Here is a 20,243-nt window from a genome sequence, read left to right on the forward strand (position 1 = left end):
CAACGTAATGAATTTAGTGAATAACTTGTGCCAGAAACGCCCGCGTACGCTCTGATTTTGGCTGAGAGAAGAATTCAGCCGGTGGTGCTTGCTCCACGATTTCACCGCGATCCATAAAAATCACCCGATCAGCGACGGTACGTGCAAACCCCATTTCGTGGGTAACGCACAGCATGGTCATGCCTTCGTGCGCCAGACTGATCATGGTATCCAGCACCTCTTTGACCATTTCCGGATCGAGTGCTGAAGTCGGTTCATCGAACAGCATGATTTTGGGTTTCATGCACAGGGAACGGGCAATCGCTACGCGTTGTTGTTGCCCACCGGAAAGTTGGCCGGGGAACTTATGAGCATGCTCGGCAATCCGGACCCGTTCCAGATAATGCATCGCCAATTCATCCGCTTCTTTTTTTGGCATTTTACGTACCCAACTCGGGGCCAGCGTGCAGTTCTGCATCACGGTTAAGTGTGGGAACAAATTAAAGTGCTGGAACACCATGCCAACCTCTGTCCGCACCCGCTCAATGTTACGTAAATCATCGTTTAGCTCGATACCATCCACCATGATCTTCCCCTGCTGATGCTCTTCCAGATGGTTGATGCAGCGGATGGTGGTAGATTTCCCCGAGCCAGAAGGGCCGCATAACACGATGCGTTCGCCGGGGCGGACATGTAAATTAATATCCTTCAATACGTGGAACTGCCCGTACCACTTATTGACGTTTTCCAGCGTAATCATCATTTTATCGCCAAGAGTTGGCTGATTGTCGCTCATGTTATGCCTCAATGTGTGGAACGTCCGGTGTGAAAGCGCTTTTCCAAGTGCTGGCTGTAGCGCGACATGCTGAAACAGAAAATCCAATAAACAGCGGCGGCGAAGACGTAGCCTTCGGTAGACATACCTAGCCAAGCGGGGTCAACGGTGGCTTGCTGCACGCTGCTGAACAAATCAAACAACCCAATGATGATCACCAAACTGGTGTCTTTAAACAGGGCGATAATGGTGTTGACCAGTCCCGGGATTACCATTTTCAGGGCTTGTGGCAAGATAACCAGCCCTTGGGTTTTCCAATAACCTAATCCGAGCGATTCCGCCGCTTCCGTCTGACCTTTGGGTAAGGCTTGCAAGCCGCCGCGTACCACTTCCGCCACGTAGGCCGATTGGAATAGCACCACCCCAACCAAGGCGCGGATGAGCTTATCGATGCTGGTGCCTTCGGTCATAAACAGCGGTAGCATGACCGAGGACATAAACAGCACGGTGATTAACGGCACCCCACGCCAGAACTCGATAAACACCACCGACAGAATACGTACCACTGGCATGCTGGAGCGGCGAGCCAGCGCCAGTAAGATACCGAGCGGCAGTGCACCAGCAATACCGACAGCGGCGATAATCAGCGTCAGGGTTAGGCCGCCCCACTGGCGGGTTTCCACGCGAGTTAGACCAAAGAAACCGCCATAGAGCATCATCCAGACCAGTAGCGGATAAGCCACCATCCAGACCACCAGATAACGGCCACGGCGCGGCATGCCACGCCAGAACAACGGGACCATCGTCAGCAACCCAATGACTAACGTGGTATTGATGCGCCAGCGTTGCTCGATGGGGTAGAGGCCATACATAAACTGGCCAAAACGTGCATGAATAAAGACCCAGCAGGCGCCTTCGCGGGTGCAGTCAGTGCGTGATGTCCCTATCCAATTGGCGTTAAAAACGGCCCAGCTCAGCAGTGGTGGGATCAATTGCCACATTAGCCATAGGCATAGCAGAGTGAGCAAGCTGTTGGTCCAACTGGAAAAGAGATTTTTTCTGGCCCAAAAGACCATCCGGCTGAATGCGTTCCCCGGCCGCACAGTGCTAGGTGGTTCGCGGGTTAATGTCATCGTCATTCGCTCCCCTTAGCGCTCGACCAGCGCTATGCGCCGGTTGTAGATATTCATTAAAAATGAAATGGATAGGCTGATAGCCAAATAGACCGACATCGTGATGGCGATGGTTTCTATTGCCTGTCCAGTTTGGTTCAGCACGGTACCGGCGAACAACGACACCATATCGGGGTAGCCTATTGCGGCCGCCAATGAGGAGTTTTTGACGATATTCAGATACTGGCTGGTCAGTGGGGGAATGATGACCCGCAACGCCTGCGGCAAAATAACCTGTCGCAAGGTGACGGTATTAGGTAGCGCCAGTGAGCGGGCCGCCTCATGCTGACCATAGGGAACGGACTGAATACCTGAACGAATCACTTCAGCGATAAACGTGGAGGTATAAACAGACAGCGCCAGTGTTAAGGCGGCCAGCTCAGGGATGAGTACCCATCCACCTTTAAAGTTAAACCCACGTAATTCGGGAATATCCCAATGTAGCGCGGGGCCATAGATGACGTGAGCCAATGCCGGTAGAACAATCAGCAACAACAAGCCTATCGGCCATGTGCGGTGGAACTGACCAGTATGTAACTGGCGAAAATGGTTATAGCGAGATAATGCGATGATGGCGGCAACAGCAAACAGCACGGCAATCAGCGCGGGTATAAAACCGGTCGTTAATTCAGGCGATGGCAAATAGAGGCCACGGTTACTCAAAAAGGCGATGCCGAAGGCATCCATACTCTGCCGAGGTCCCGGCAAATTACGCAGTACCGCAAAATACCAGAAGAAGATTTGCAGTAGCGGCGGAATATTACGGAAGGTTTCGATATAGATGGTGGAGAGTTTGCGTAATAACCAGTTGTCCGACAGCCGCGCCAACCCAAGAAAGAAGCCCAGTATCGAGGCAAAGAAAATACACAATACGGAAACCAGCAAGGTATTCAATAGCCCGACTAAAAACACGCGCCCATAAGTATCGCCCTGCTCATAGTCGATCAGATGTTGAACAATGCCGAAACCGGCACTGTTGTTTAAGAATGCAAAGCCGGAGGTGATGCCCCGAGTGGACAGGTTGGTAATGGTGTTATGAATCAAGTACGCACCGCATCCGATCAGTATCAATAGCGCAATAATTTGATACAGCCAGGCGCGCACCGCTGGATTGGTCAGCGAAAAGGCACCTTTGACGGTTGGGCGTTGTGACATAGTGTGGGCCTCGGTCTGGGTCATACAGCCGGCAGGGTTGGCCTGCCGGAGACGTCATTTGTCATCAAGACATCATTGGTGACTAGCGAACCGGTGGTGCGTACTGGAGGCCACCATTGTTCCACAACGCATTTTGCCCACGTTTGATTTTCAGCTCACTGCCCAGACCGACGTTACGGTCAAAACTTTCACCGTAGTTACCCACTTGTTTAACGATTTTAACCACCCAGTCGTTAGGGACTTTCAGATCTTTACCGTAATTGCCTTCCTGACCTAACAGGTGAGCCATATCCGGTGTGGTCGGTTTAGCCGCCAGTGCTTCAACGTTTTTCGACGTCACGCCCATTTCTTCTGCGTTCAGCATGGCAAACAGTGTCCAGCGGACGATAGCAAACCAATCTTCATCGCCACGGCGTACCACTGGCCCCAAAGGTTCTTTTGAAATCACTTCAGGTAAAACGATAAATTCATCGGGTTTACCTAGCTTGATGCGCAAGGCATACAGTTGGGATTGGTCAGAGGCCAAGGTGTCGCAGCGGCCAGAGTCCAGCGCCTTAGCACTTTCGTCAGAGCGGTCAAAAGTCACCGGCGTATATTGCATTTTGTTGGCTTTAAAGTAGTCGGCGACGTTCAACTCAGTGTCAGTCCCCGCCTGAATACAGACTGTGGCACCATCCAGCTCTTTAGCACTTTTCAGACCCGCTTTATTGTGGGTCAGGAAACCGATACCGTCGTAATAGTTCACGCCGGTAAATAACATTCCCATGCCTGCATCACGAGAGGAGGTCCAAGTGGTGTTACGGGACAAAATATCCACTTCGCCTGATTGCAGGGCCGTGAAACGTTCTTTTGCCGTCAGCGGGGTATATTTTACTTTCTCAGCATCACCAAAAATGGCGGCAGCAACACCACGGCAGACGTCGACATCAAGGCCAGAAAATTTGCCACTCGCATCGGCATAAGAGAAGCCCGGCAGGCCATCACTGATACCACATTGCACAAAACCTTTTTTCTTCACCGCATCCAAAGTAGTACCCGCATGGGCCTGACCCGCTAATGCCACTAATGAAGCAGCGGCTACCAGCGTGGAAATCATCATTTTTTTCATGAAAGCGTCCTGTGAGGCAAAGTTGAACCTATTTTAATTTTGTGGTGCACAGTGACTGCACCGTCGCTGTCTGTTGGCGTGTAGCCAGTTTGGTATTAGCAAATGTGATGCCAGAGTTGCATTTCATTGATCAACTGGGTAATTACGAGGAGGTAACTCTTTGTAGGTAATTTCTGACAGACTGTGATGCACTTAAATGGCGCAATTAAAGACAAATTGATGCTTTTTAGTGCAGAGGCGATGAAGGGAAGGGGTACAGTTATGCGCTAAGATTGTCTGAACAGTGGCGGCCTTGATAGCCACCACTATTATAGCTTATGTCCGAGATAGCTTATTGCCACACTCTGATATGCCGAGATGATTACTGGGCAGCAACCACTGGAGGCAAATATGACGAACTAAAATGGGGATTAAAGTTAGAGAGAGATGAGTGCTGGTTTTTTTGAGCTGCCATGTCGCTCAAATCATTAATTAACTGATCAATATCTTTTGCATCATCGATTAATGGGGCTAACCCCTTATCCTCTACTGTGTCGAAATCTTCATCTGCTGATGAATCTAACTTCCGAGTCACATCATTATCATTCGATAAAGTGAAATGTCTAGGGTCAATGATTTCAGGCAGGGACTCGGGGGAAATAACGGCTTCAAGAAAGTTATATCTAACAACAAAGTATTTTTTATCTTTATCAACTACCCAAAATTTGTTTTCTATCAGATTAGTATCTTCAGGCTCAGGAAGCGTTATCTTTAGATAATCATCAGGTAAGTGTTTGTGGCTTATGATAGCCTCTTGCACACCATTCAATGTTTTTAAGGTTATCTGTAGATCATCCCCGCTGATATCGTTAAGGAAAAAGATCTGTTCCTGGCCCGTTGTCCAGTCATGTTTCCCATTATTTGATAACGTTAGAGTATCATGCTGAGTATTCTCAGATAGCGCCATAGTGTCAATAATATACCCATCATTTCCCTGTGACACGTATATCTTATCACCTGCACCTAAATGACTAAAGAGATCATCTTGTGAACTACCCTCCAATATATCTGAGCTGAAATCATGTCCGAGCAACATTGGATCAATAAAATGTTTCAATGCAACATTGGTATTGTCTATTTTGACGATATTCACGCTATTTTTCTTAGAGATAAAGGTATTCTGTATTGAATTACCTCCTCCCGATAAAGTAGATAACTTATTTGAAAATCGATAAGCAGTTAAAGTTGGGTTAAATGCGCCATCACTCTGGCTACCCTCATTGACTAAAGCTGTTTGCCACTGGGGGGATAATATAAACCCATCTTTGGTGTAAAAGATAAAGTCATTGCTCCTTTTCTTATCACCATGATTGTCACTATAAATATTCTTAAGTATCAAGGTAGTCAGTGTTTTATTCTCATTTCTTAATGTAATGCAAACATCACTCCCAGATAAATAAATATCATCTATCTTTTGCAAAGAGTAATCAAATATAACATGGCTGATTTCATCACCTGGCTGTTCGAATATGGTGACTGAAACCGATTTATTCTGTTTGTTTTGTAAAATCTTATAATTATCTGATCCAGAACCGCCATATGCCTCACCCGATTGCAGTGATAGCATATCATTACCGCCATGACCTGTTAATATATCCCAGCCCCCTATCCCATTGAGGAAATTAACTTGATCATTACCCGATAATATATCATCAGTATCTTCAGCACTGTGTAGATGCTCAATATTCTTGATTTTCATCAACACTCTTGCCGCATTTATACTGGGTTGAGATGTTTCTTTATAATGATAGTGAACAGTTCCTGCCATTAAATTAATGTCATAACCAATAACTCCTTCCTGATTAACTCCCATGATAGCAAGCGTATCTTCGCCCTTTCGACCATCAAGTTGACTTGGCTGGTAGGTTTCATGCAATTCATGGCCATAGAGATAGAACATATCATCTAGATCCCCCCCCACAAGTGTTTTTTTCCCTTGAGTGACATCAAAGCTATTTTGCGTATGACGATCAGCAAAGACATAAGAGTTGCCAATGCCGGTATTATAATGAACCTTCTTATTCGTAGAGGAACCAAGCATTAAATGCCCATAGTGCTCTGCTCTCTCATTATCCAATATGAGAATTTCCTGCTTTTCTACATAATTATCTGAATATTTATCTTCAAAATATTCATGATCAATGATAATGGCAGAGTGAGTATTACCACTGATATCAAAAACATCATCCTCTCTCCTTTCAACAGAAAATTTTTCATTTCCTCTATACTCTTCATACTCTTTGTAACTACATTTTATCCAACTCTTTCTATAAATATCATCAGATATTATTTGATGCGTATCTTTATGTATAAATTCATCTTTAAATTTAAAGTAATTATCGTCATTATAATTAATGATATTAAGAAGGTATTCTTTTTTGTTTTTATTGATATAATAATGTTGTATTTTTTTAACTTCACCATATTTGTTATAAACATAATAATACTCAGTTACCCCTGAGGGGATTAGCCGCTTATTGGCTATGTCCTGCGCATATTGATCCAGATTTTTATGCATGAGACGTTTCTGTTTTTCTTCCAGCCGAGTAGAAATATTCTCCTCCAAGTCCGCGCCAAAGGTTAAGCGCGTACCATTCTTAAACTCCTCCCAAGGCGTTAAATCAATTTGCTCTTTTAATTTTGCTATTGTCGAAACTGCATTATAAATCATGGTGGCCAATGAGATACCGATACCTGCAAGAATGCCTAATGGCCCAGCGACAGCAAAACCTACGGCTAAAGCAGCAGCCGTTAAAATACCCACACCCGCGCCTAATGCGGAGAGTGTGCCATTGACGATAAGATTTTTCGCGTTATCTGGATCAGTCTCTTTTTCTAACTGCCCATATATTTTAACAATGTTATAGATATCAAATCCAGCAGAAGCAATATTGAGTACCGGCCCGGCCGCTTTTGCAATAAGGCTTCCCGCACGAGCAGGAATCTGGCTAATTCCTTTGGTAAGGGGGACTTTTTCGGCAAAAAATATCGCCCCCTTCTCAAAATAGGGCTGCATAACATTTATACCAAAATCAACTGAGAATTCGCTCCAACTTAATGCTAGCGCTTCATTAATTTCTTTCTTTTCGTTTTCAGTGGTTTCTGGTGAGTTGTATTTCTTTAGCATCACCGATGTCGATATGACTAATCGGGTAAAAGCAATCATCTGACTACCTTGCCCTAACATGTTGGTCATTCTACTCAATCTGCTGTTGCCACTCAAAGCTAATTCACTGCTTGTTATCTTGTCTTTTGACGACGATAACTCATGCTGGGAGGTTTCACTGAGCTTATTAACATTATTGGAATGTTGAGAAATATCATCATGTAGGGTCACTACGTTGTGTATTTTCTTCTTTAAGCTCAGTGACCGATTATCGCCGTCAGAAAACCATGCATTACCTTTCTGTGGTTCGATGTTCTCTTGGTTATCGATGATATGATCATTGAACCGCTGCCATTTAAGGGGATCATTAGCCGTCTGCGATAACATCTTAGTATTTATTTCACCGTCACTATCAGCGAAGTAATATGCCAAATGCTTTTTATATTTTTCAGCTGCTTCTACCACAGTTATTTTCTCTGCGGCAATATCCAGAAGAATATAGGTTGCGATGGGCATATCATTGATGATTAACTGACCATCAGAAGCAGTACGATAATCAACCCGATGTTGAGTATTTTTACTGGAAATTTCTGTAGAGTTATAGACATGTGTAAGGCGCTGCCCATTATCATCAATAATGACCTCTTGACTATAAGCACGTAAGGACGCTTTATCTTTATTCCTCTGCATTAATTCCGCATACTCTAAAGCAAAATGTTTTTGTATCCCGTCTTCTGGGTTTATTCCCAACTCACAAGCAAGTAATATGACTCTTTCTGGTGAAACCATATTTCTGGATTTTTTCAGAAACTCAACACCTGCATATATCTCCTCAGCGGAGTACGTCTCTAATAGATGCTGTTCACCATCACCATGCCCACTTAATAACAATCTTACACGGCTTCCCTGTAATTTATCTGGATGTCCATGCACAATACGTGATTCTTGGCTCTTAACATCGTACTGGATAATGAGTGTTTTATCTGGATGCTTACTAGCAATTAATTCAACACTTCCTCTCACGATATCATCATTAGATAACTGAACAATGACTTGATAATCGTAATTAAAGTCAGACGTTTTCGCTAAACTATTATTATAAATAACCTCTGGATTAAGAATGTCCCAACTATTTATTACTTTACCTTGATCTTTGATACCCCTTTTCAATATATAATCAGTGAATTTTACTGTGTCAGTAATTTCCCCATCCAGTGTCTTATCAACATAATCATTAAATTCCACATAGCGATCGTCATTATTAACAATCTCTTTTAACAGTGCCAACGAGGTTTCTTTATCATTATAGGGAAGATAATAATCAATAATGTCTACATATCTTGTTGCCGCTTCGTCAAAGCTAATTCGATCATTACTGATATCATTAATGAGTAGCTGCACTGCTGCTACCCCATTGACCATAATGGGCTGATTATTTTCTTTACTGTAGTCAACACGATGAGACTTATATTTTCGTCTTTGTATATGCCCTCTATCGTAAGTATGCCGCTCTCCAGTTTCACTAATAGTAATGTCTTCTGTATAGGCCCGAACAGAAGCTGTAAATCCTTTATTCCATAATAGCCTAGCGGCATTTAGGCCGTAATGATCAACACTCCATTCACTGCCTAAATTACATCCAGCCAGAACAATTCTATTGGGGTTAATGAGTTGAGTGTTTTTTACTCTTAATTTTGCTAAGCCCCCTGCCAACTGCGCCGGGGTATAATCAGAGAAAAGTGTATTTTTACCATTAACTTCATTTTTTCCATGAGAGCTTAATATCCAACGAACATTATCCCCCCGCATTTTATCCAGATCACCATAAACCGTTTTTAACTCACCACTATTGATATCATATTGCATGATAACTGTTTTATCTGGATGCTTGCTGGCCAGGCGTTGATCGCCACGGACTATCTCTGACTCGCCTGATAATTCAATTATGATCTGATAATCATAGTTCATACCATCAAGGTCCGCATTATTCGTACTTATAATATCACTTTGGTTTATCTTACTCCAATTATCAAGTGTGTAAGTAGGAGCCTGAATATAGGTATCAATAGAAACATTCGGATCCTGATATCTGTAACTTTTATCATTACGAGAAAATACAATGCTTGAAATATCATCGTCATGAGATTTAAGGTCATTATTGGTGTTTTTCATTATATTTCCTTGGAAACCATATAAAAATTCTATGTTTGCTATAGGTAATAGCCAAGAAATTATAGTTACAAAAATATATTAATATCTAAATAGTAATTAAATTATAATGGAAGTAATATATTTAAATAATAGAACACACCATAATTAACGCTGAGGAATCACTCAGCGTATTTTGCGGGCTTTATTCTGTTAGCGGTTTTTACGCCATTGGGGGCATTTAGTAGAGTGACGGCTCACCGGCGGGCCGGGTTTTAAAGCGACGGTGCAACCACAGGTATTGCTCTGGCGCACGCAAGATCTCTTGCTCTATCACCTTGTTCATATAGGCAGCAGCGGCAACTTCATCATGGATGGGGTAATCTTCCAATGCCGGTTGTATCAGCAGCTCATAGCCACTGGCATCTGGTTTACGCAGCAACACGAGCGGTAGCATGGCGGGTTTTGCGAGACGGGCCAGCATAAAGGTGCCGCTGGTGGTTGCGGCTTGATCAACGGCGAACAGCGGTGCAAACACGCTGCCACGTGGGCCGTAATCTTGATCCGGTGCAAACCAGACGGCTTCCCCTTTTTTCAAGGCTTGAACCATGCCCCGCAAATCTTTGCGATCTAGCATGGCTTTATTTGAACGCATACGGCCCCAAGTTTGGACCAGCTCCATGACTTTATTGTTATGCGGGCGGTACATCGCCATCATGGGCTGGCATTGCCCCATCATACGGCCACCCAATTCCAGTGACATAAAGTGAACGCCAATCACCAACACGCCCCGATTCCCTTCCTGCGCCTTTTTCAAGTTATCTAAGCCAGAAACGGTAAACCAGCGTTTAATGCGGGCATCGGACCAAAACCACGCCATGCCAGTTTCCATCAACCCCATACCTAGGGATTCAAAATTACCCACAATGGTGCGTTCGAGGACTTGTTTGTCCATCTCAGGGAAGCAGAGTTCTAGATTTCGCCTAGCGATGGAAACGCGGCGTTTGAGGAAACGCATGGACGTGCGCCCTAGCCAAACCCCCAATTTGTTGAGCAATGGGTAGGGCAATTGGACTAACAGGAACAGCAACCCAAGGCCAAACCAAGTTAGCCAATAGCGCGGTTGGAGCAAGGAAATGTGGAACTTCTGCGGCTTGATCATATGAACTCTATCTTTATGCGTTAAGTGTGAGTGTGTAGCGCATAAGGACATAACTCGATAGCGATACATATCGTCAGACATCGGTAAAAAACTATTCAGACGTCGATAACTCATTATTCAGACATCAATAGTTAACTATTGTTTTTAGGAATGCGGTAATTGACGCAATCTTTACATTAAAAGCAGGGATCGCGTAGTGAATGGTCATAAACGTAGGCTTTCGATAGGCGAGTGTCGCTTTCGGTGGATTATATCATATTCCTGCTAGATGAAAGAAAAAGATCACCGCGAGGAAGCGAAACGGAATTTTCTCGACATAAACTGCGAGCAGCCTCGTTTTAAGGGCGTCAAATGAAGGCATAGAATAGGGGCGGCAGGCACCTAATGACTCAATAAAGTGATATCAGTCACAGTTTAGATAAATTGCAGTATTGGCTGCCAGTTGAGTGGTGCTTTGTACGTGCTACAAATGTTTTTGATAATGCCAATTGTTAATTTTGTGTTTAAATAATGGGTTTAAATTGTATTGAAAATAAGAGTATTTGATCGGGCTAATTCTTTCTTCTAAATTATTAACTATTTATTAACTTAATTTATTATTAAATTTTACCTTTGTGGGCGTATATCACATTTCACTTTGCCTCGTCGCGCAGCCTCTTGTGTTCTTTTGTTAACCTTCTGTGTGTGAAAAGCAGTCACATGAAAATAAAACGTTCACTTTGCAACACCGATGACTCTTCACCCTGCAACCAACCCGTTATCTGAAAGAAAACAAGAAGGTATTGCTATGAAATTCAATCTCGCATTACTGAATGCATGTGTTGTTTCGGCATGCATGCTGTTCACCACGCAAACGATGGCAGAAAAAAAACCTGAAATTGCTGTCGTGGCGAAAGTGACCGGCATTCCTTGGTTTACTCGTATGGAAGTTGGCGTTAACGAAGCCGCGAAAAAATTGGATGTGAACGCTTATCAAGTTGGGCCAGCGACGCCAGACCCAGCGCAACAAGTCAAAGTGATTGAAGACCTGATCGCCAAAAACGTGGATGCCATCATTGTGGTGCCGAACGATGCCAAAGTATTGGAGCCGGTACTGAAGAAAGCGCAAGAAAAAGGCATCGTGGTATTAACCCATGAATCACCGGATCAACGTATTGGTCAGTGGGATGTTGAAACCATCGACAGTGAAAAATACGCTCAGGCCAATATGGATGAGCTGGCTAAAGCCATGGGCGGCAAAGGCGGCTATGCCATTTATGTCGGCTCTCTGACCGTACCATTGCATAACGCGTGGGCCGATTACGCCATCAAATACCAGAAAGAAAAATACCCTGACATGTTCGAAGTGACCCCACGTTTACCTGTCGCGGAGAATATCGATAAGTCTTATTCCACCACGCTGGATCTGATGAAAACCTATCCGCAGATGAAAGGGATCATTGGTTTTGGTTCACTGGGTCCGATTGGTGCCGGTCAAGCGGTTGCCAAGAAGCGGGCTAAAGATCAGATAGCGGTTGTCGGTATTGCGATGCCAGCACAGGCAGCGCCGTACTTGATGCGCGGTGATATCAAAAAAGCACTGTTGTGGGATCCGAAAGATGCTGGTTTTGCGGTGGTAGAGATTGCCGACCAACTGCTGAAAGGGCAGAAAATTACGCCAGACCTGACCATCGACGGCTTGGGCAAAGCTGATGTTGATAGCGAAAAAGGTGTCATTCGTTTTAATAAAATTCTCGAAGTCACCAAAGATAATGCCAAAACGTTAGGTTTCTGATTTTCAGACGCCATACCAGGGAATAAACCAGCAGCCAACGCTGGGTTCAGCAGTAAAACAGGCCGTGGGAAAACAGCCCCACGGTCCTCACCACCCTCACCAAATAGCGGTAAAAGTAGCGCCATACCGAGGGCGTTAGGGAAGGTATTGTCATGACTCAGGCTAGCGCATTTATCACGCTTGAAAATATCAGTAAGCGATTCCCCGGCGTGCTGGCGCTGGATCAGGTGAATCTCACTCTGAACAAAGGGGAAGTTCACTGTTTGGCCGGCCAGAACGGCTGCGGCAAGAGCACCATCATTAAAGTGATTTCAGGGGTATATCAGCCCGAAAAAGGTGCCAGTATCCTGATTGACGGCAAGTTGTTTCATCACCTGACGCCGCAACTCTCCTTCTTCTACGGCGTACAGGTGATTTATCAAGACTTGTCGCTTTTCCCCAATTTAACCGTCTCCGAAAATATTGCTGTCCACCGTTATCTGCCGGGTGGCGATTTTTGGGTGAAACGCAAAAGCATGCGTGAGCGAGCCTTAGCCGCCATGCAACGGGTGGGCGTCACCCTCGATCCCGATAAAAAAGTGGAACAACTCTCGATTGCTGATCGCCAATTAGTCGCCATTTGCCGGGCGATTGCCGCCGATGCGCGCTTAGTGATTATGGATGAGCCAACCGCCTCGTTGACCAGCCAAGAAGTGAAAGGTTTACTCAATGTGGTGCGCGACCTGAAATCGCAAGGCATCTGTGTGGTATTCGTCAGCCACCGTTTGGATGAAGTGATGGAAGTCGCTGACAGAATCAGCGTGATGCGCGACGGCAAGCTGATTGGCACTTGGCCTGCCAGTGAACTAGATAGCCATGAGTTGGCATTTCGCATGACTGGCCAACGTTTCACTTACAGCCAATTACCCCCTCTGGCCGCCAAAGCCACACCGTTGTTAGAAGTCAAAAAGCTGAGCCGTGGCGAGCAGTATCGCAATATCGATCTGACGCTACATGAGGGAGAAATTGTCTCGATCACCGGCTTACTCGGTGCAGGTCGTACTGAGCTGTGCTTGAGCTTGTTTGGTATGACGCAACCGGAAAGCGGCGAGATATGTGTTGCGGGTAAGGCCGTACATTTTCGTCATAACCGCGATGCAATCCACCAAGGGATCGGCTATGTCTCCGAAGATCGCCTGACACAGGGCTTGATCATGGAACAGTCGATCTACGACAACACTATCGTGTCGGTATTCGACCAACTACACACCCGCAGTGGATTGCTCGATCACCCCAAAGCCGCCGCACTGGTGAAGCAGTTGGTGCAGGATCTGAACATCAAAGTGTCGGATACCGCGTTGCCGGTCAAAACCTTGTCCGGTGGGAATGCACAGCGGATCGCCATTGCCAAATGGGTAGCGACACAACCGAGCATTTTGATCCTCGATTCACCGACGGTCGGGGTCGATATCGCCAACAAAGAAGGGATCTACCACATTGCCAAGGCACTGGCGGCACAGGGTATGGCGGTATTAATGATTTGTGACGAGATCCCTGAGGCGTACTACAACAGCCATCGGGTGTTGGTGATGCGTAAAGGTGAATTGGTCGCCGAGTTTTATCCGCATCAATGCACAGAACAACAGATCGCCGAGGTGGTCAATGGATAAGCTAACACTGCGGCGCCTTACGGGCCGCCACGAGTTCTATCTCGGCCTGCTGGTGTTGTTACTGGCTATCGGCTTGAGCGTGAAAAGCCCTGAGTTCCTGACGTTGGGGAACTTAACGGATGTCGCCACTAGCTACGCCATTTTAGGCATTTTAGCCTGTGGTTTGTTTGTGGTGCTGATTGCGGGCGGCATCGATATCTCTTTCCCTGCGGTAACCGCCATTGCGCAATATGTGATGGCGTCGTGGGTGATCACCCATGGCGGCAGCTTCGCGCTAGCGTTCGTGTTAGCCATGACGGTGGGATTGTTGCTGGGATTGGTCAACGGCTTGCTGGTTTATTGGCTGAAAGTACCGGCGATTATTATCACCATTGCCACTTTGAATCTGTTCTACGGTTTGCTGGTGTACATCACCAACGGGACTTGGCTCTATGGCTTCCCTGACTGGTTTATGACCGGTATTAACTGGTTTTCGTTTACCGGCAGTGACGGCTATGACTATGGCTTAACACTCCCGCTATTTTGTTTGGCCGCCACCATCATTTTCACCGGCATTTTGATGAATTACACCCGCCTCGGGCGGCAGATTTTCGCCATGGGCAGCAATAAAGATGCTGCTTCCCGCTTGGGGATTAACATTCTGCGGCTGCACCTGTATGTCTACGGCTATATGGGCATGCTGGCGGGAGTGGCCGCAGTGGTTCAGGCGCAGATTTCTCAATCGGTTGCGCCTAACTCACTGATGGGCTTTGAGTTAACGGTATTGGCGGCGGTCGTGCTGGGGGGTACCAGTATGAGCGGGGGGCGCGGCACACTAACCGGTACGGTACTTGGCGTGATGTTGCTGGCATTTTTACAAAACGGCCTGACGCTGCTGAGCGTCTCTTCTTACTGGCATACGGTTTTCAGCGGCGTGATCATTTTGGTGAGTATCAGTACCACCGCATGGAATGAAAAACGCAAGTTGTTGAGGGAGCACTGATATGACTTGGTTAAACCGAATTATCCCTGATGACCGCATTATTCGGCTGCAATTGTTGATTCTGGTCGCGGTAATGCTGGCCTTTGCTATGACGCTAGGGCAGCGATTTTTCAGCGTAGGTAACTTCCAGTCGATTTCATCGCAACTGCCGATTTTAGGCATGTTGGCGCTAGGAATGGGGCTGACCATGCTAACCGGTGGTATTAACCTATCCATTATTGCGGGTGCGAATGCCTGCGCGTTAGTGATGGCCGCCATTATCGTCAGTCACCCCGATCAGCCGCTGTTTCTACTGTTGGCGTTAGGGGCGGGGCTGCTGGTGGCGGTGGCAATTGGTACCTTGAATGGGCTGCTGATTTCGGTCATTGGCGTCTCGCCGATACTCGCGACTTTAGGCACCATGACGCTGATCACCGGCCTGAATATTTTAATGTCCAACGGTGATGTGATCTCAGGTTTCCCGCCCGTGATTCAGTACATTGGTAGCGGTGATATCGCCGGTATTCCCGTCGCAATGATCTTGTTTTTACTGGTGTCGGCAGGGCTATGGGTGCTGCTGGAACACACCACCTTGGGGCGCAGTATCTATCTGGTTGGCTCCAATGAGCAGGCAACACGCTTTAGCGGCGTGAACACCCATCGGGTACAGATTGCGGTGTATATCCTGTCGGCCCTATTGGGTTGGGGAGCCGCCATTTTGATGATGGCGAAATTCAACTCTGCCAAAGCCGGTTATGGCGAATCCTATCTATTGGTCACCATTTTGGCCTCCGTATTGGGCGGCATTAATCCTGATGGCGGCTTTGGTCGCATTATCGGTCTGATTTTAGCGTTGGTGGTGCTGCAATTACTGGAAAGTGGCCTGAATTTGCTGGGGGTGAGTAGCTACCTGACCATGGCGTTATGGGGTGGGGTATTGATCCTCTTTATCGCATTACAGAATCGTAAAGCTTAAGAATTGAGGGATAACACAATGGCAAGTTACTTTATCGGCGTAGATGTAGGGACCGGCAGCGCAAGGGCTGGGGTATTCGATTTGCAGGGCCGTATGGTCGGGCAGGCCAGCCGTGAAATAACCATGTTTAAGCCCAAGGCAGATTTCGTTGAGCAATCTTCCGATAATATCTGGCAAGCAGTGTGTAATGCGGTGCGCGATGCCGTCAGTCAGGCGGATATCAACCCGATTCAAGTCAAAGGGCTGGGGTTTGATGCCACCTGTTCGCTGGTGGTGCTGGATAAAGAGGGCAACCCGTTGACGGTTAGCCCTTCAGGGCGCAGCGAGCAAAATGTGATTGTGTGGATGGATCACCGCGCCATTACTCAGGCGGAACGCATCAATGCCACCAAACACCCCGTGCTGGAATTTGTGGGTGGGGTCATTTCACCGGAGATGCAGACGCCAAAACTGCTGTGGCTAAAGCAGCATATGCCAACCACTTGGAGCAATGTCGGCCATCTATTTGATCTGCCTGATTTCCTGACATGGCGGGCGACAAAAGATGAAACCCGTTCACTGTGTTCGACGGTCTGTAAATGGACCTATCTGGGCCATGAAGATCGCTGGGATCCTTCCTATTTCAAATTAGTAGGGCTAGCCGATTTACTGGATAACAACGCGGCGAAAATTGGGGCGACCGTGAAGCCGATGGGGGAACCGCTGGGCCGAGGTTTAAGCCAACGAGCGGCGTCTGAAATGGGGCTGATCCCCGGCACTGCGGTCAGTGTGTCCATCATTGACGCCCATGCCGGCACCATTGGTATTCTCGGTGCCAGTGGAGTGACAGGCGAGAATGCTAACTTTGATCGGCGAATTGCGCTGATTGGTGGCACGTCAACGGCACACATGGCGATGTCTCGCTCAGCGCATTTTATCAATGGTATTTGGGGGCCATACTATTCAGCTATCTTGCCAGAATACTGGCTCAACGAAGGCGGCCAATCGGCTACCGGTGCTTTGATTGACCATATTATTCAGTCACATCCGTGTTATCCCGCGCTATTGGCACAAGCGAAAAGCAAGGGGGAAACGATTTATGAAGCGCTGAATCATATTCTGCGCCAATTGGCAGGCGAGCCGGAAAATATCGCCTTCCTGACGAATGATATTCATATGTTGCCCTATTTCCACGGTAACCGCTCACCTCGCGCTAACCCGAATCTGACCGGCATTATTACTGGCCTGAAGCTCTCCACGACACCGGAAGATATGGCATTGCGTTATCTGGCAACCATTCAGGCGCTGGCATTAGGGACGCGGCACATCATCGAAACCATGAATCAGAACGGCTACAACATAGATACCATGATGGCCAGCGGTGGCGGGACGAAGAACCCTATTTTTGTACAAGAGCACGCGAATGCGACCGGTTGCGCCATGTTATTGCCGGAAGAGAGCGAGGCGATGTTATTGGGGAGCGCCATGATGGGGACGGTCGCTGCTGGCGTGTTTGAGTCACTGCCAGAAGCAATGGCCGCCATGAGCCGTATCGGGAAAACCGTCACGCCGCAAACCAATAAAATCAAAGCCTATTACGATCGCAAATATCGCGTGTTCCACCAGATGTACGACGACCATGTGCGTTATCAGGAATTGATGAAGGAGGGGGCATGAGCCACAGTGATGAATGGCAAGCGGCCAGCGCAGCATGGATGACTTATAGCCGCGAACTGGCAGCATTAAAGGATAATGTCGATCAGCAGGTGTGGTTGCAGGTGCTGGACGCACTAGCGCAATGCCGTGGCAAAATTGCAGTCACGGGAGTGGGAACGTCAGGTATCGCGGCGCGGAAAGTCGCGCATATGTTGGCTTGTGTCGAGCAACCGGCGATTTATCTGAACGCGACCGATGCTGCTCATGGTGATTTGGGATTCCTTGGTGCACAAGACATCATTATTTTGATCTCCCGCGGCGGCAACTCTGACGAATTAACCCGCTTATTACCGACGTTGCAACGCAAACAGGTCACGATTATCAGTGTGACGGAAAATGAACAATCGGCGATCGCCCAAGCCTCTGCCTTGGTACTAAAAACCCATGTGCAGCAAGAGATTGACCCGCTCAATATGCTGGCTACCACCTCGATTGTTTTAGTGCTGGCGCTGTTTGATGCCATCTGTGCCTGTCTGATGGCGCGCAGCGGATTTACCAAAGAAACGTTATTGGCTGTGCATCCTGGTGGGGATGTCGGTATTGAGTTACGTAAACAGCAGTGAGCCATCAGTACATTAGCAACGGATAAAAAAATACCGCGCGAGTCTCATCAACGGCGCGGTATTTTTTAGTGCTGATAACTTACCAGAAGCCTAGCACTTTCCACCAAGCACCGCCGATAATCAACCAAATCGGGATGACCACCAAACTCATCAGGAAGCCAATTTTCCACCACGTTGCCAGTGGGATAAAGTTACAGCCAAATAAGATGGGGGCAGGGCCACCAGAATAGTGAGTGGTCGCCATATACAAGTTACTGAACATCCCGAACACCAATACGGTGAGCATTGGCGGCGCACCAGCGGCGATAGCAATAGACACAAAAATGGCATACATGGCGCTGATATGGGCGATGGCGCTGGCCATCATATAGTGGCTGTAGTAGTACGCCAGCAGCAGAATCCCCATCATCGGGATCCAATTCATGCCTTGCACTGAACCGGCAATAGACGACCCGAACCACGCAATAAAACCTAACTTATTCAATTGGCTAGCTAGGGTAAGCAATACTGCAAACCAAATCACAGTGTGCCACGCTTCTTTCTCGGCAATCACATCATCCCAAGTCAGTGCGCCGCTCAGTAGCAGAATCGCTAAACCAATAAAAGCGGTCATGGTGGCATCAATATTCAATGTCGCACCGCTCACCCACAAAGTGACCAACCCGATAAAGACAGATAGAACGACCCACTCGTTGCGGCTCATTGGCCCCATTTCTTTCAGTTTCATCAGCGCCAGCGCACGCATTTCCGGCGTTTTTTTCAGTTCTGGCGGATAGAAGCGGTATAGCAACAAAGGGATGACGGCCAAAGAGATTAACCCTGGGACGATAGCGGCTAGCGCCCAACTCGTCCACGTGATGGTAATCCCCATCTCGCCTGCCAGCTTACTGATCATTGGGTTACCGGCCATTGACGTCAGGAACATGGCACAGGTAATGGCGTTACACTGGAAGATACATTGCACCAAAAATGCCCCAATTTTGCGCTCGGTGCCGCGATCGGGGGTGGATTCATAGGCTTCAGAAATAGAGCGGAACAACGGGGTAATAATCCCCCCACAACGTGCCGACGTGGAAGGCATCGCGGGAGCAAACAGTAAGTCGGTGAGCACTAAACCGTAAGCCAGACCCAATGAGTTGTGGCCTAACTTACTAATAAACAAGAAACCGACACGGCGACCAAAACCCGTTTTAATAAATCCGCGAGAAATGAAGAAGGCGCAGGCGATCATCCAAATTGTAGGATCGGCAAAGCCAGCGAGCACTTCCTTGATACTCAGCAGCCCCGTTGCCGCCACGACAGTCAGGCTGAAGATGGCCATCGCCCCTAACGGGTACGGCGAGAGAATCAGGCCGATGACGGTTGCTGCAAAAACGGCCATGAGATGCCAAGCGCGCGGATCAACAGACTCTGGCACTGGGCTAAACCAGATACCTATCCCAATGAGCAGAATAAGCAGCATTCTTCCTATACGTGTTCTGAATATCGACATGACTTTTACCCTGATGCAATTTTATATGCGGCGCTAATGTTCACCGGTAAACGGTGGGCATTAAATGATTAAAGCGGTGAGGTGATGAAATCACTGTATAGACAAAATAAGGGATTCATTTTGATCGAAGTCATTTTTATATTGAGCGGTGTGCGCTGAGCTGGAATGAAAATATATTGTTCTGATGGGGGAAGTTCAGAGAAATAATTTCGATTAATTTACTTTTTTAATTATAGGTAGTAGGGTTTTGTTTGTTAAAACAAGATAAATACACATGAAAGGCAGGTGTGGTAAGGCTATGCTGACAGTATTGGGGGCGGAGGCAGCGACAGGGAAATAATAATCGCCATATGAAGTTTGCTGATTGAAGATTATTTATTAGCTAAATGTTAATTTCATATTATTTCGTACCGAGTCATATTATTAATCATCAAAAAACAGTCATAAAAAACAGCCATAAAAAAACCCGCACTAAGGCGGGTCTTCTTT

Annotated in this window: 13 protein-coding genes; 6 read left to right on the forward strand and 7 right to left on the reverse strand. The window is 46.9% G+C overall.

Translation table 11 applies throughout. The features are described 5' to 3' along the window. Positions 1–13 precede the first annotated feature (13 nt). From DA391_RS01680 to lpxP, 6 genes are all read right to left on the reverse strand, one after another. The gene (locus DA391_RS01680; protein WP_050082912.1) at positions 14–775 is read right to left on the reverse strand and encodes an amino acid ABC transporter ATP-binding protein; all 762 of its coding nucleotides are present in this window, start codon (positions 773–775) and stop codon (positions 14–16) included. Between the two features lie 8 nt (positions 776–783). Beyond that, positions 784–1,887 (reverse strand): amino acid ABC transporter permease, encoded by a 1,104-nt coding sequence (locus DA391_RS01685; RefSeq protein ID WP_167398200.1) that lies wholly within the window; start codon positions 1,885–1,887, stop codon positions 784–786. Positions 1,888–1,902: 15 nt separating this feature from the next. Continuing rightward, positions 1,903–3,081 (reverse strand): amino acid ABC transporter permease, encoded by a 1,179-nt coding sequence (locus DA391_RS01690; protein ID WP_050082910.1) that lies wholly within the window; start codon positions 3,079–3,081, stop codon positions 1,903–1,905. Positions 3,082–3,163: 82 nt separating this feature from the next. Further along, positions 3,164–4,189: an amino acid ABC transporter substrate-binding protein gene (locus tag DA391_RS01695; RefSeq protein WP_019212354.1), complete on the reverse strand. Its 1,026-nt coding sequence runs from the start codon at positions 4,187–4,189 to the stop codon at positions 3,164–3,166. Positions 4,190–4,550: 361 nt separating this feature from the next. Further along, positions 4,551–9,506 (reverse strand): C80 family cysteine peptidase, encoded by a 4,956-nt coding sequence (locus tag DA391_RS01700; protein ID WP_108087286.1) that lies wholly within the window; start codon positions 9,504–9,506, stop codon positions 4,551–4,553. 217 nt (positions 9,507–9,723) lie between these two features. Next, complete coding sequence (gene lpxP / locus DA391_RS01705) at positions 9,724–10,644, reverse strand: kdo(2)-lipid IV(A) palmitoleoyltransferase (protein WP_050082907.1); 921 nt, start codon at positions 10,642–10,644, stop codon at positions 9,724–9,726. Positions 10,645–11,431: 787 nt separating this feature from the next. On the opposite strand from lpxP, the gene DA391_RS01710 reads away from it, so the two are divergent. The 6 genes from DA391_RS01710 to DA391_RS01735 all read left to right on the forward strand — a co-directional run bounded on the left by DA391_RS01710 (position 11,432) and on the right by DA391_RS01735 (position 18,262). Continuing rightward, the gene (locus DA391_RS01710; RefSeq protein ID WP_042806917.1) at positions 11,432–12,418 is read left to right on the forward strand and encodes an autoinducer 2 ABC transporter substrate-binding protein; all 987 of its coding nucleotides are present in this window, start codon (positions 11,432–11,434) and stop codon (positions 12,416–12,418) included. Positions 12,419–12,570: 152 nt separating this feature from the next. Further along, positions 12,571–14,067 (forward strand): sugar ABC transporter ATP-binding protein, encoded by a 1,497-nt coding sequence (locus tag DA391_RS01715; protein ID WP_108087287.1) that lies wholly within the window; start codon positions 12,571–12,573, stop codon positions 14,065–14,067. Then, a complete protein-coding gene (locus tag DA391_RS01720) occupies positions 14,060–15,049 on the forward strand; it encodes an ABC transporter permease (RefSeq protein WP_050082903.1) in 990 nt (329 codons plus the stop codon). Before DA391_RS01715 ends, DA391_RS01720 begins: the two co-directional genes overlap by 8 nt. 1 nt (position 15,050) lies before the next feature. Beyond that, positions 15,051–16,004: an ABC transporter permease gene (locus DA391_RS01725; protein WP_050082901.1), complete on the forward strand. Its 954-nt coding sequence runs from the start codon at positions 15,051–15,053 to the stop codon at positions 16,002–16,004. Between the two features lie 18 nt (positions 16,005–16,022). Next, entirely contained in the window at positions 16,023–17,660 is a 1,638-nt protein-coding gene (locus DA391_RS01730) for an FGGY-family carbohydrate kinase (RefSeq protein WP_050082898.1), read from the forward strand. Further along, on the forward strand, positions 17,657–18,262 hold the full coding sequence (locus DA391_RS01735) for a KpsF/GutQ family sugar-phosphate isomerase (protein WP_049609718.1): 606 nt from the start codon (positions 17,657–17,659) through the stop codon (positions 18,260–18,262). The genes DA391_RS01730 and DA391_RS01735 overlap by 4 nt, the downstream gene beginning before the upstream one ends. Before the next feature lie 79 nt (positions 18,263–18,341). On the opposite strand, the gene DA391_RS01740 is transcribed toward DA391_RS01735, so the two are convergent. After that, positions 18,342–19,754: an anion permease gene (locus DA391_RS01740; RefSeq protein ID WP_050082896.1), complete on the reverse strand. Its 1,413-nt coding sequence runs from the start codon at positions 19,752–19,754 to the stop codon at positions 18,342–18,344. Between the last annotated feature and the right edge of the window lie 489 nt (positions 19,755–20,243).

It is taken from the genome of Yersinia massiliensis (assembly GCF_003048255.1).
Taxonomy (GTDB): Bacteria; Pseudomonadota; Gammaproteobacteria; order Enterobacterales; family Enterobacteriaceae; genus Yersinia; species Yersinia massiliensis_A.

What these genes read in the sequence shown, in the direction of transcription:
- DA391_RS01680 (WP_050082912.1), bottom strand. Translation starts at nt 775, where the DNA reads ATGAGCGACAATCAGCCAACTCTTGGCGATAAAATGATGATTACGCTG.
- DA391_RS01685 (WP_167398200.1), bottom strand. Translation starts at nt 1,887, where the DNA reads ATGACATTAACCCGCGAACCACCTAGCACTGTGCGGCCGGGGAACGCA.
- DA391_RS01690 (WP_050082910.1), bottom strand. Translation starts at nt 3,081, where the DNA reads ATGTCACAACGCCCAACCGTCAAAGGTGCCTTTTCGCTGACCAATCCA.
- DA391_RS01695 (WP_019212354.1), bottom strand. Translation starts at nt 4,189, where the DNA reads ATGAAAAAAATGATGATTTCCACGCTGGTAGCCGCTGCTTCATTAGTG.
- DA391_RS01700 (WP_108087286.1), bottom strand. Translation starts at nt 9,506, where the DNA reads ATGAAAAACACCAATAATGACCTTAAATCTCATGACGATGATATTTCA.
- lpxP (WP_050082907.1), bottom strand. Translation starts at nt 10,644, where the DNA reads ATGATCAAGCCGCAGAAGTTCCACATTTCCTTGCTCCAACCGCGCTAT.
- DA391_RS01710 (WP_042806917.1), top strand. Translation starts at nt 11,432, where the DNA reads ATGAAATTCAATCTCGCATTACTGAATGCATGTGTTGTTTCGGCATGC.
- DA391_RS01715 (WP_108087287.1), top strand. Translation starts at nt 12,571, where the DNA reads ATGACTCAGGCTAGCGCATTTATCACGCTTGAAAATATCAGTAAGCGA.
- DA391_RS01720 (WP_050082903.1), top strand. Translation starts at nt 14,060, where the DNA reads ATGGATAAGCTAACACTGCGGCGCCTTACGGGCCGCCACGAGTTCTAT.
- DA391_RS01725 (WP_050082901.1), top strand. Translation starts at nt 15,051, where the DNA reads ATGACTTGGTTAAACCGAATTATCCCTGATGACCGCATTATTCGGCTG.
- DA391_RS01730 (WP_050082898.1), top strand. Translation starts at nt 16,023, where the DNA reads ATGGCAAGTTACTTTATCGGCGTAGATGTAGGGACCGGCAGCGCAAGG.
- DA391_RS01735 (WP_049609718.1), top strand. Translation starts at nt 17,657, where the DNA reads ATGAGCCACAGTGATGAATGGCAAGCGGCCAGCGCAGCATGGATGACT.
- DA391_RS01740 (WP_050082896.1), bottom strand. Translation starts at nt 19,754, where the DNA reads ATGTCGATATTCAGAACACGTATAGGAAGAATGCTGCTTATTCTGCTC.